Raw genomic sequence first — 11,995 nt, 5'->3', positions numbered from 1 at the left:
ACTGGGACTCCGCTGGCCGCGCCGACCGCACCCGGGGCCGCCGCGGGCCCCCCCACCCCCCCACCGCCTCCCCCCGCCGCGGGCGGGGGTCGCGGCGACGTACCGGGGCACGGTGAGCGCCCCGCCGCCGAGGTGGAGCACGTCGAGGGGACGCCCGGCGGGGGCGAGCGCGTCGGCGAGGTGGCCGAGGCGGCGGGTGTACTCGAACTCCAGGTGCGTGGGGTCGGCGAGGTCGACGTACGACTGCGGCGTGCCGTCGAGGGTGAGCAGCCAGCCGCCGTCGCGGTCGATGTCCGGCATGAGCTTGGCGAACCCGAGGTCGGTGGGCCGCCCGACCGGCACCGGCTCGTCGGTCACGCGGGCTCCCCGACCGGCACGGCCGGCAGGTAGGCGTCGAGCCAGCGGTCGAGCTCGGCGAAGACCTGCGTGCGGGCGCTCTCGCCGGACAGGACGAGGTCGTGCATGCCGCCCTCGATCCGGACGATGGTGACGTGCCGGCCGAGGTGCGGGCCCTGGGCGGCGATGTCGTCGGCGCGCAGGACGCCGTCGGCGTGGTGCAGGGCGTTGTGCCACTTGGTGGTCGAGATCGACGCGGTGGAGGCCATGAGCAGCACCGGCACGTCGATGCCGAGCCCGCGCCGCACCCGCCGGTGCCCCTGGTGGATGGCCGCGAGCCAGCCGGCGAACAGCGGGAAGCCCTCGGGCCGCTTGAGCCGGAGGTCGAAGTCCCACTCGCCGCGGTGGTCCTTGTGGAGGCTGTGCGTGTAGTGCGGGTTCAGCCCGGAGGGCAGCACCCGCGTCGGCGCGACCCGGGCGATGGCCGAGACGGCCGGGCCGCCGAAGGTCACCGCGGCGGCCGAGGCCGGCATGGACAGGAAGGGGCTGTTCAGGAACAGCCCGTCGATCAGGCCCCGCCCGGAGCGCCGCCCGGCCCACAGCGCCCCGATCAGGCCGCCGGTGGAGTGCCCGTTCAGCAGCACCTGCCGGTGCCCGTCCGCCTCGCGGACGATCCGCACCGCCTCGTCGATCTCCTCGTCGTACTCGACGAGGTCGCGCACGAAGTTCGGCGACTGGTGCGGGCGCAGCGAGCGCCCGTACTTGCGCAGGTCGAGCGCGTAGAAGGAGAACCCGAGCGCGACGAAGTGGTCGGCGAGGTTGGTCTGGAAGAAGTAGTCGTTGTACCCGTGGACGTACAGCACGGCCTTCTCGGACCCCGGCACGAGCCGGCGCACGAGCGTCGCGCAGACCTCGCCCTCGTAGTCGCGCCGCAGCGGCAGCTCGACCGCCTCGTAAGGGGCACCCAGGATGTCTTCCCGAAACTCCATCGCTTCTCGCCGCACCTATCCGCACTCGGGCCCGCCGCAGCAGGTCTCCACCGTTCCCGAGCCCCGACGATACCGGCCGGTAGCACCGTCCCGCGCGGCGGCCTCGGCGATCGGCTGGTCCACGGATCGGCTCGCGTCCTTCACCCGCTCCGACGGTCCAGTTGCGAGCGAAGGCGGGACACTGACAGCGCTGCAGGTGGATCCAGGAGGGCTGCCTCGGCCCGACGGACCGCGTCCGCTTCGAGGTCGGGAGGCAGGTCGTCCCGTTCGAGCAGGCTGAGCAGAACGAACGCGGCACGTGGCGACGAGCCTTTCTCCCGCAGCCAGACCACCGAACGCTCGAGCAGTTCGGACAACTGCGACGGTGAATGATCACGGCGTTCGAGAAGCGCACAAAGGATCTCGCGTGCGGTGTTGCTGCCTGGTGTGCGGGCCACCCTGTCGAGGCCGAGGTCGATGGCCTGCGCCGCCTGGTCGGGCTCCAGGTCCGAGCGCCTCAGCAGGGGGCAGAGAACCGGCCGTTGTGCCTTGCGGGACCGCTCGGTGTCACACCAGCCCAGGCCAAGCCGGATGCCGAATTGTGCCTGGTCAGGCGTCAGGCCCTCGCGCCGGCCGAGCAGTGAGCCGATGAGCGCCGCCTGACCGGGCCGTTCCGCGAGCTCGGCCATGGCGAAGTCCGCGGCCCTGGTGAGTTGTTCGCCCGACGTCTGCGGGAGCCATAGCAGTGCTTGGATGACGCGCCGGCTCTCGGCCGATGTCATCTGGTTGGCCTCGAGCCACCAGAAGGCCCGGTCGATGACCTCATGTGGCACTTCGCCCAGATCGGCGCTGCGCGATTCGAGGAGGGCATGCAACAGGAATCCAGCCTCGGGCGCTCTCACGCTCCGGCGAGAGAGCGACGCAATCGCGAGGTCCCACGCCGAACGCTCCTGATCACCATCGACCTCCTTGCAGGCCACCAGCATCTGCAGCACCATCATCCTGAAGAGCGATCCAGCACTCCCGCTGTCGGCGCACCAAGCCAGCGACCGGGCCACCACCTCACGCCGCAGTGCTGCAGGGAGACCGTCGTACTCCAACAGACGCCGCAGCACCTTGATTCCGTTCTCGGTCCGACGGCTGGGGCGGAGCCAGTCGAACACGCACTCCGCCACCAAAGTCAAACGGTGCTCATCGTGCCTCCGCTGCAACATGAGGTGCAGCATCGCTGGCGTGGTCCGCCATCCGGGATGCTTCCGCACCCACGCCAATGCGTACTCGATCGTCAGCTGTTCCTGGGCCGGGTCGAGATCGCCCCGGCCCAGGAGTGCCCGGATCACATGGTCGCCGTCGGTCTGGTGTCCTCGCCTCGACAGCCAGGACAGCGCGCAACCGATCAGCGGGCGGGCCGCGCTCCGAGGGTCCGACAGAGCCGCGTCGAGGAATGGCCGCGCGGAATAGGACTCCTCCGCCTGGCTCAGCCACGGTTGGACGAGGTCTTGCCACATCTCCGCCACCACGCCGTTCCAGGGCGGGCTGGCAACCATGGTCAGAAGCGCCTGCTCACCGTCGGTGCCCGACCGCTCCAGTCGTGCACCCAGCGTGCTCGCGTGCGTCGTCACCCACTCCCGGCAGAACCGTTCGAGCGCGACGGACCGCCTGTCGTGGCTGTTCACTGAGAGGTCCGCGGTGAGCCGCCGCATATGTCCCGTGAATCGTGCCAGTGAGGGAATATCCCGAGCCGCCGCTTCAAGGAGGGCATCGGCACCCTGATCATCGACGCTGAAGCCTGGCGGCGGGAACAGTACCTGGGTCGCCAGTTCGTCGACGACGATGTCGTGGACGACACGCAGCTCGCCGTCCGACTCGTCCATCCACCCTAGAGACAGCAGGGTGTCGACGACTCGTCGCCCGCCCAGCCGTCCCGGGTGCTCGCCCGCCTGGCGGTCGAGCAGCGAGTCAACCGCCGCCTCGACAGCGGCACGGGGCTGAGGACAGACGACAACTGCCGCAGTAGCGGCCAGCTGCCAGACGCTCGGAGCAACCTGCTCCAGCGGAGATACCGGGTCCCGCTCGATGGCCGATGTGAGGCTGTCCCTGCGCAGCGCCTCCCGCAACCAGCCGTGGAGTTCCCCACGCGGCACACGAGTGAGATCCGGGGCGGCGCGGCCCGCCGCCAGCAACTGCTCGAGCGCGCGGGCAATCAACAGGGCAATCACCGGGCGCCGGCCACACGTCCGCGAGAGCGCCGCCATCCCCCATCGGCGCAGGGCCCCGGGAGCCACCTCTCGCAGGATGTGTTCAACGATCCTCACTTGGTGGTCCTCGTCCTGCCGCAATCTGACGTCATCGAACAGCTCTGCGGCGCCCCGTTGCAAAAGGCCGTGATGGCCGGCGGGGCGAACCGACGCCATGACCCCCACGTCGATGCCCGTGCGCTTGGCCTCCGGCAGGAGAACGTTGGCCAGGGCCGGCAGGTCGACCTGCGAGCAGGCATCCAGGTAGTCGAACAGCACCAGAACCCGGTCGCGCTTGGCGCCGAGGACCTCCTGTGCAAGGTCTTCCACAGTCACGGAACTGTGCGACTGGACGTGTAGGACCCACCATCCGGCACGCTGGGCCCCTTCAGCGACCTCGTAGCACGTCCTCGTCTTCCCCGATCCGGCCGGCCCGATGAGCAACACTCCGCGGGCGCCGGGCACCGACAAGCGACGCAGCAGAGCAGCGGGATCAGCAGCGTGCCCCAGCCCGGGGCTGATGAACGAGAGCTGGCCACTGGTCAGGTAGGTTCGACGGCCGAGGAGACCCCGCACCACCTCGTCGTGCGGCAGAACCCGGCGTAGACCACGATCCGGCGTGACACCCGGCCCGCCGTACTGATTAACAGTAACGTTCCCGATTCGCCCTGCCTGGAACACCGAACCGGACACAGTGCCCGAGACCCGGTTCCGAGTGTCGTAAGCACCGTCGCCCTCGAACGTCATGCCGTGCACCTCCGCTATGGCCTCCACCAGGCGGACGCGGCGGCGGCCCGGAGCCACGACCGGTGCCGTTCACCTTACTGATCCTGTCCGACGTCGGCCGGAGCCAGGTATCGGCTCCACCGAGCGGCGCGCACCACCGGACCGCTCCCCGTGCGCCTGTGGTGCGCCGGTGGGGGTGTGGAACGCTACCCGGACGCGCGTCACTTCCCGTGACCGGCAGGCGAGTTGAGGGGGTCCGTAGATGGTGCAGCAGGACGAGGGTTCGACGGCCGGGCACACCGATCCGTCGTTGTACCGGTCGGCCGCGGAGGCGATGGCCGCGCCGGCCGAGACGCTGGCGTACGTCGCCGGGTTCGACCGGGCGGGGCGGCGGCCGGACGCGCTGCTGACGGTGGACGTCGACCCGGCGTCGGCGAGCTACGGGCGGGTGCTGAACTTCGCCGAACTGCCCACTCTCGGGGACGAGTTGCACCACTTCGGGTGGAACGCCTGCTCCAGCGCCCTCGCGCACGCCTGCCACGAGAACCCGGAGCGGCGCTACCTGCTGCTGCCCGGGCTGCGGTCGTCGCGGGTGCACGTGATGGACACCCGGCCCGATCCGGTGCGGCCGCGGCTGGTGAAGACGGTGGAGGCGCAGGAGCTGGCGGCCAGAGCCGGGTACTCGCGGCCGCACACGCTGCACTGCGGGCCGGGCGGGGTGTTCCTGTCCTGCCTCGGCGCCGGGGACGGGACGGACGGACCGGGCGGGGTGGCGCTGCTCGACCACACCACCTTCGACGTGCTGCGCCCGTGGGAGACCGAGCGCGGGCCGCAGCACCTCGCGTACGACGTGTGGTGGCACCTCGGGACGAACGTCGGCATCACCAGCGAGTGGGGCACGCCGCGGATGGTCGAGGACGGGGTGGTGCCCGAGCTGCTGCTCGGGCGCAAGTACGGGCACGCCCTGCACTTCTGGGAGCTGGACTCGGGCCGCCACCTCCAGCGCGTCGACCTCGGCGACCAGTACCAGATGGTCCTGGAGCTGCGCCCGGCCCACGACCCGCAGGCGGAGTGGGGCTTCGCGGGCGTCGTGGCGAACGTCGAGGACCTCTCGTCCTCCGTCTGGCTCTGGTACCGGGACGGGCCGGCGTTCACCGCGCGCAAGGTGATCGAAATCCCGGCCGAGCCGGCCAAGACCGAGGACCTGCCGCCCGCGCTCCAGCCGTTCGGCGCGGTGCCGCCGCTGGTCACCGACATCAACCTGTCGGTGGACGACCGCTGGCTGTACGTGTCGGCGTGGGGCACCGGCGAGATCTTCCAGTTCGACGTGTCGGACCCGTTCCACCCCCGGAGGACCGCCTCGGTGCGCCTGGGCGGGGTCACCGCCCGCACGCCGCACCCGGCCGAGCCGCTGCGGCCGCTGAGCGGGGCGCCGCAGATGGTCGAGATCAGCCGGGACGGGCGGCGGCTCTACCTCACCAACTCGCTGTACGGCGCGTGGGACGACCAGTTCTACCCGGACGGCATCGAGCCGTGGATCGTCAAGCTGGACGCGGACACCGAGGCGGGCGGGCTCACCGTGGACGAGCGGTTCTTCCCGCACGGCGAGGAGTTCCGCGGGCTGCGGGTGCACCAGACGCACCTCGCGGGCGGCGACGCCTCGTCGGACTCGTACTGCTACCGGTAGCCGCTCCAGCGGTGGCCGCCGCCCGCGGCCGGGAGGAGGTCACGGCCGCCGCCGGCCGGCGGAAGGGCGCCGCGCGGCGGGCCGAGGCGGATCAGGCGCTGGTCGGCGGCGCCGTCGTACCCGTAGGCCTCGGCGTTCGGTTCGAACGGCGCCGAGGGAGTGAGGAGTTGACGCCGGAGGAGCATCGCGTGGTGACGCGCGATCAGCCGGTCGTACTCGGCGGTGGTGGTCGTGGGGCTGCTGCTGATCTCCATAACCAGCCCAGTCAACGGCCTGCCCCGGCCCGGCCGGAAGGGCCGATGGCACCCGGGACCATCGGACCGGACGTCAGCCCTTGGGTTCCGACGTGCGGCTCTCGGCGACCGGCCGGGGCTCCCCCTCGGCCTTCGCCGCGAGATCCTTGGCCGCGAGCTCCTTCGCTGTGAGCTCCTTCGCTGCAAGCTCCGTCGCCGCCCAACTCGCCAGCAGCCGCAGGGATTCGGCCGACGCGGAGCCGGGCTCGGCGTGGTAGGTGACGAGGACCTGGTCGGAGTCGTCGCCGGCCGGGCGCAGCGTCTCGTACTGGAGGCTGAGCCGGCCGACCACCGGGTGGTGCAGTTCCTTGGTGCCGTGACCCTTGTCCTGCACCCGGTACGCGGCCCACATGCGGCGGAACTCCTCGCTCTTGAGGGAGAGTTCGCCGATCAGGGAGGCCAGGCGCGGGTCGTCCGGGTCGCGCCCGGCGTCCAGGCGCAGGATGCCGACGACGTCGCTCGCCTTGCCCTCCCAGTTCAGGTACAGCTCGCGGGCGGCCGGATCGAGGAAGACGTGCCAGGCCATGTTGCGCTGCTCCGGCGGCATGGCGCCGAAGTCGCCGAGCAGGGCGGTGCCGAGCCGGTTCCAGGCGACGATGTCGAGCCGCCGCCCGAGGACGTACGCGGGCACGCCCTCCATCGCGTCGAGCAGCTGCTGCAGCGCGGGCCTGACCTGCTGGATCCGGGCGGCGGCGCGGCCGGGGCGGCGGCGGGCGGGCTTGGTGAGCCGGCCGAGGTGCTCGCGCTCGGCCGGGCCGAGCCGCAGCGCACGGGCGATGGCGTCCAGGACGGCGGAGGAGACGCTCTCACCGTGGCCCTGCTCCAGCCGCGTGTAGTACGCGGTGCTGACCCCGGCCAGCTGGGCCAGCTCCTCGCGGCGCAGCCCCGGCACCCGGCGACGGGTGCCGAGGTCGGGCAGGCCCACGTCCTCGGGCCGCAGCCGGGCGCGGCGGGATCGGAGGAACTCGCTGAGTTCGGTGCGCTGGTCCATGTCTGCAGTATGCGGGCGGGCAGCCGCTCCCGGGGGCGGGCGAGGGTGATACTGCCGTGCGTAGGTTGCGCGCTGCTACGTTCCGCTTCCCTACGTCGGGGTTGCGTACGTCGGGGTTGCGTACGTTGATCGTTGGTCTGGTTGGCCCGTACGGTCCGGCGCAGCCTTGAGGACATGACGAACACGGGCATCACGAACGACACGGCTCAGGCTCCCACCCGCACCGCCGCCGCCTACGCGGCGCTCACCGCGAACTCCCCGCTCCGGAAGACCACCGTCGAGCGCCGGGCGGTCGGCGAGCACGACATCGTGATCGACGTCCGGTTCTCCGGCATCTGCCACTCCGACATCCACCAGGTCGGCGAGGACTGGGGCACCGGCATCTTCCCGATGGTGCCGGGCCACGAGATCGCCGGCGTCGTGAGCGAGACCGGCCCCGGCGTCACGAAGTGGAAGGTCGGCGACCGCGTCGGCGTCGGCTGCTTCGTCGACTCCTGCCGCGAGTGCGACAACTGCACGTCCGGCCTGCAGCAGTACTGCACCGGCGGCGGCATGACCCCCACCTACAACGGCGTAGGCCGCGACGGCCGGCCCACGTACGGCGGGTACTCGACGGAGCTGGTCGTCGACGAGGGGTACGCGCTGCGCATCCCGGACAACCTGCCGCTCGACGCCGCGGCGCCGCTGCTGTGCGCGGGCATCACCCTGTACTCGCCGCTCACCCACTGGGGCGCGGGCCCGGGCAAGAAGGTCGCGATCGTCGGCCTCGGCGGGCTCGGCCACATGGGTGTCAAGATCGCCCACGCCCTGGGCGCGGACGTCACGGTGCTCAGCCAGTCGCTCCGCAAGCGCGAGGACGGCGTGAAGCTCGGGGCCGACGACTACCGGGCCACCTCCGACCCGGCCACCTTCACCGAGCTGGCGGGCCGCTTCGACCTGATCGTCAACACCGTCTCGGCCGACCTCGACCTCAGCGCCTACCTCGGACTGCTGCGCGTCGACGGCACCATGGTCCAGGTCGGCGCGCCGGAGAAGCCCGTCACGGTGAACGCGCACGCGCTGCTCACCGGCCGCCGCTCGCTGGCCGGCTCCATGATCGGCGGGCTGCCGGAGACCCAGGAGATGCTGGACTTCTGCGGCGAGCACGGCATCACCGCCGAGATCGAGCTGATCAGCGCCGACCGGATCAACGAGGCCTACGAGCGGGTACTGGCGAGCGACGTCCGCTACCGCTTCGTGATCGACGCCTCGACCATCTGAGCCCGGCCCGGCCACGGAGCGCGACCCCGCGACTCCGCAACCATCCGAGCCCGCCCCGGCCGCGGAACGCGACGCCCCGTCCTCGGTGCTCTCCCGACACCGAGGACGGGGCACTGTCACGCCCCGGCCGGACCGGCCGCCCCGCCGCTGCCCGCCGCCCGCCGCTGCGCCCTGCGCCGCTCGCGCCGGGCCCGGCCGCGCCGCAGCGGCTGGTCGGGCACCCACCCGAAGGTGACGCAGGCGCCGATCACGCCGAGCAGCATCCCGAAGAGGAAGCCGCCCATGTTGGACGTCAGCCAGCTGCCCAGCGACGCGAGCACGGCCATGAACGAGTAGAACAGCCGCTGCGCCGGGTTGAAGACGATCAGCACACCGCAGAGCACCATCACCGCCGGCACGAGGTAGCCGGCGATCCCCTGCATCCCCATGTGCAGGACGACCGGCAGCGGCGCCCGCAGGGTGAAGAGGATCTCGGCGCCCCCGAGCGTCACCAGCAGGCCGCCCCAGAAGGGTCGCTGTCCCCGCCAGTCGCGCCTGACCGGCCGGGCGGGCGCGACGGCTGCCGCGACGCCGGCGGTCGGTGCGGGCACGGGGACCGGCGCAGGGCCGGACCCGGCCGCGCTCGCCGCGGCGGGAGCGGGAGCCGTCCCCTCGGCTCCGCCCCCTCCGCCACGGGCGCTCGGCGGTGTGGGCTCCGTCATCAGCAGCCCTTCGAGCTGAAGCTCAGCTTCAGGTGCGGCAGCTTGAAGCTGGCTGCGGTGCTGGCGTAGTTGTGCTGGTTCACGTTCACCATGTCGATGGTGTCGGCCTGCTGGCCGAAGACGCCCGGCTTGCCCTGAACCCCGGCCTTGGTGTACTCGCTGGCGTCGCCGCCGATCTCGATGTTGGAGAACGAGGCGTCGCCGGACATCATGTCGGAGTCGCTGGTGAGGTTCTGAGCGGTGACCGGGGTTCCGGCGTCACCGGCGTGGATCACCAGGTTGATGCCGCCGAGGTCGACGCTCTGGCACAGGTTGGTGATCTGGGCCGTCTTGATCGCCGTCACCGCGACCAGCACCTGCCCGCCGGTGTGCCCCTGGTTCGGGCTGTTCTTGATCATGTGGTCGAGGCTCCCGAACTGCTCGAAGCCGTCGCCGTGGAGCGAGGTCGCGGTGATCGTGAACGGCATGCCGGAGATCGAGAACTGCGTGGCGAGCACGCCCTGCGCGGTGAGCGTCATCAGGACGCCGCCCGCGACGACGGCCGGGACGGCCATCAGGGCGGTCCGCTTGAGCCGGACGCGTCCTCTTCCGGGCCCGGCCGGGGTGTCGGGTGCCTCCGCCCCGGCGGCGGCTTCCTCGGACATGGCCATGTGCGCTCCCTGGAGTGGGTGGATTGGGCAGTCACTGGCACGTTGTCCTGGCGCGGACAGCGTTCCGCGGCCGGCCGGTCGGCCGCCCCTCGGCAGCGGGGCGGAACCGGTCGGACCGCGATTGGAGCAACCGTGAAGCTACTGCCCGGTATTCGCCCGGTCAATAGAAGTGCACGAAGGGATCTTCACCAAACGATCCAGCCCATGAAACACTTTGACCAAACGTCAAAGGATCCGTCCCGTAACGGAATTCATAATTCCGCGGCCGAACCGTCGGACTCCCGGCCGATACCGAGGCGCCGCGCCGCCTCGGCCGGACCGAGGAACGGGGCGAGACAGAACAGGCTCAACGCCGGTAGGAGCTGCGGCAGTTCGGCCGTCCGCCCGGAGTTCACCCGCCGGTAGACCGCGCTGTAGACGCCACCCACCACCGCGTCCACCAGGGGCTCCACCGCCACGTCGCACGGGAGTTGGGGCACCTCGGCGAAGAACGCCCGGAACCGCTTGAGCAGCTGCTCGCGCTCCCGGCGCCCGGCCGGGCCGACCGCCTCGATCTCGATCACCGCCATGGTCGCGAACGCCGGTACTCCGGCCAGCAGTTGGAGCATCGCGCCCAGGGCCTGCCGGATCCCGGCGCACCAGTCCGGCTCGGCCGCGAAGGCCGCCGCCATCCGCCGGATCACCACGCCGGTGCCGAACCGGTGGGCGGCGAGGAAAGCGTCCTCCTTGCCGCTGAACAGCTCGTAGAACACCGGTCTGGTCACGCCCGCCGCCCGGCAGATGTCGCTCACCGTCGCGTGCTGGTAGCCGTGCTCGGCGACCGTGTGGACCAGCCCGTCCAGCAGCCGCTCGCGCTGGGTCGCGGCGACCACCGCCGGGGGCAGCCGGCTCGGGCCGCGCTTGATCGAACGGGCCGGGTCACGGCCGGTGCGCGCCCCCGGCAGCAGGATCACGTCGGCCCCCCGGACGGTATTCCGCTCCATCACCAACTCCTGTGTCCCGTCTTGACATTGATGCAACACCGGGTTTACAACACTGGCAGGTTTCCAACCGGTGGGCGAACGACCGCCGGAGAACCCGCCAGGGCCCGCCGGCGCCGACTGCGCCACCCGGGCCCGGGAGCACGGCGGACGCACGCACGGCGGTGGCAGCCGCCGGCCTGCACCCCACTGCACCGCGCACCTCCGCACCCCTTCCGCCGCACGGCGGGCCCGTGGCGCCGGGCCCGCCCCGGCGCGGCCCGCTGGGAGCCGCACCGCCGTGCCCCCGGCACCTCCCCCGCCGTGCACGCCACCACACCCGCACGCGGGCACCCCCACCCGACTCCGTACGGAGAGGCACCTTCATGCGCATCCGCCGCACCCTCGGGGCTGCCGCCCTCGCCGCCCTCGCCCTCGCCGCCACCGCCGTCGCCCCCGCCCAGGCCGACGCCGCCGCGGTCCTCACCACCGGCAGCCTGGGCGGCCCGGCCGCCTCGGTGGGCGACGTCCTCAATGCCAGTCTCACCTCCGGCACCACCGCCAACTTCTACGACAGCGCCACCAGCACCAACGGCATCAGCTGCACCAGCTCCTCCTTCTCCGCGACCGTCAGCGCCAACCCGGCCGCGCCCGGCAACGCCGTCGAATCCCTCAACACCCAGACCTTCGACGGCTGCAGCTCCAGCGTCCTCGGCGTCACGGGCGTGCAGAGCATCAGCGTCGACAACCTCGCCTACACCAACACCGTCGGCGACGGCACCGGCAGCCCGGTCACCCTCTCCCCGGGCGCGGCCGGCCCGATGCAGACCACGGTGGTGCTCAACACCATCCTCGGCAGCGTCACCTGCGTCTACCAGCAGGCGACCAGCATCTCCGGCACCACGTCCAACAGCGACAACAGCATCTCCTTCGCCGCCCAGCCCTTCAACCTCACCTCCGGCTCCGGCCTGTGCTTCCAGACCGGCTACTTCACCGCCGCCTACGGCCCGGTCACCGACACCTCCGTGGCGGGCAGCCCGCTGATCTACGTCAACTGACCCGGAACGCAAACGAAGCGGGGGGGGGGGGCCCCCCCGGGTGGGGGGGGCCCCCCCCGCGCGGTTGGGGTGTAAGTACAGACGAATCCTGAGACAATCAGAGGAGAGCTACTCAGAAGATCCGCGGAG

General features: G+C 71.7%; 11 protein-coding genes. 3 read left to right on the top strand and 8 right to left on the bottom strand.

What is annotated here, in order from left to right; genetic code table 11:
* From ACFV4G_RS37375 to ACFV4G_RS37365, 3 genes are all read right to left on the bottom strand, one after another.
* A partial coding sequence (locus tag ACFV4G_RS37375; RefSeq protein ID WP_380446940.1) for a spermidine synthase occupies nucleotides 1-357 on the bottom strand: 357 nt, incomplete at its 3' end.
* Nucleotides 354-1,325, bottom strand: a complete 972-nt coding sequence (locus ACFV4G_RS37370; protein ID WP_380446938.1) for an alpha/beta hydrolase — start codon at nucleotides 1,323-1,325, stop codon at nucleotides 354-356. The genes ACFV4G_RS37370 and ACFV4G_RS37375, both read right to left, overlap by 4 nt.
* Before the next feature lie 140 nt (nucleotides 1,326-1,465).
* Nucleotides 1,466-4,288 (bottom strand): hypothetical protein, encoded by a 2,823-nt coding sequence (locus ACFV4G_RS37365; RefSeq protein WP_380446936.1) that lies wholly within the window; start codon nucleotides 4,286-4,288, stop codon nucleotides 1,466-1,468.
* Nucleotides 4,289-4,529: 241 nt separating this feature from the next.
* Here ACFV4G_RS37365 and ACFV4G_RS37360 point away from each other — a divergent pair, with 241 nt between their 5' ends.
* Nucleotides 4,530-5,954 carry a selenium-binding protein SBP56-related protein gene (locus ACFV4G_RS37360; RefSeq protein WP_380446934.1) on the top strand — a complete coding sequence of 475 codons (1,425 nt, stop codon included), beginning with the start codon at nucleotides 4,530-4,532 and terminating at the stop codon, nucleotides 5,952-5,954.
* Here the strand turns inward: ACFV4G_RS37360 and ACFV4G_RS37355 are convergent.
* Complete coding sequence (locus ACFV4G_RS37355) at nucleotides 5,945-6,208, bottom strand: hypothetical protein (RefSeq protein WP_380446932.1); 264 nt, start codon at nucleotides 6,206-6,208, stop codon at nucleotides 5,945-5,947. The genes ACFV4G_RS37360 and ACFV4G_RS37355 overlap by 10 nt on opposite strands.
* Before the next feature lie 73 nt (nucleotides 6,209-6,281).
* Complete coding sequence (locus ACFV4G_RS37350; protein WP_380446929.1) at nucleotides 6,282-7,238, bottom strand: helix-turn-helix transcriptional regulator; 957 nt, start codon at nucleotides 7,236-7,238, stop codon at nucleotides 6,282-6,284.
* A gap of 174 nt (nucleotides 7,239-7,412) precedes the next feature.
* On the opposite strand from ACFV4G_RS37350, the gene ACFV4G_RS37345 reads away from it, so the two are divergent.
* Complete coding sequence (locus ACFV4G_RS37345) at nucleotides 7,413-8,498, top strand: NAD(P)-dependent alcohol dehydrogenase (RefSeq protein ID WP_380446926.1); 1,086 nt, start codon at nucleotides 7,413-7,415, stop codon at nucleotides 8,496-8,498.
* 116 nt (nucleotides 8,499-8,614) lie between these two features.
* On the opposite strand, the gene ACFV4G_RS37340 is transcribed toward ACFV4G_RS37345, so the two are convergent.
* From ACFV4G_RS37340 to ACFV4G_RS37330, 3 genes are all read right to left on the bottom strand, one after another.
* Nucleotides 8,615-9,088 carry a DUF6114 domain-containing protein gene (locus tag ACFV4G_RS37340; RefSeq protein WP_380446924.1) on the bottom strand — a complete coding sequence of 158 codons (474 nt, stop codon included), beginning with the start codon at nucleotides 9,086-9,088 and terminating at the stop codon, nucleotides 8,615-8,617.
* A 110-nt stretch (nucleotides 9,089-9,198) separates the two neighbouring features.
* Nucleotides 9,199-9,849 carry a DUF6230 family protein gene (locus tag ACFV4G_RS37335; RefSeq protein WP_380446922.1) on the bottom strand — a complete coding sequence of 217 codons (651 nt, stop codon included), beginning with the start codon at nucleotides 9,847-9,849 and terminating at the stop codon, nucleotides 9,199-9,201.
* A gap of 251 nt (nucleotides 9,850-10,100) precedes the next feature.
* Nucleotides 10,101-10,832, bottom strand: a complete 732-nt coding sequence (locus tag ACFV4G_RS37330; protein WP_380446920.1) for a TetR/AcrR family transcriptional regulator — start codon at nucleotides 10,830-10,832, stop codon at nucleotides 10,101-10,103.
* Between the two features lie 362 nt (nucleotides 10,833-11,194).
* On the opposite strand from ACFV4G_RS37330, the gene ACFV4G_RS37325 reads away from it, so the two are divergent.
* Complete coding sequence (locus tag ACFV4G_RS37325) at nucleotides 11,195-11,866, top strand: Tat pathway signal sequence domain protein (protein WP_380446918.1); 672 nt, start codon at nucleotides 11,195-11,197, stop codon at nucleotides 11,864-11,866.
* Nucleotides 11,867-11,995: the final 129 nt, after the last annotated feature.

The sequence above is a fragment of the Kitasatospora sp. NPDC059747 genome (assembly GCF_042732955.1).
Lineage (GTDB): Bacteria > Actinomycetota > Actinomycetes > Streptomycetales > Streptomycetaceae > Kitasatospora.
Note: the sequence above shows the minus strand (reverse complement) of the source record. Positions and strands in the feature narration are given on the sequence as shown.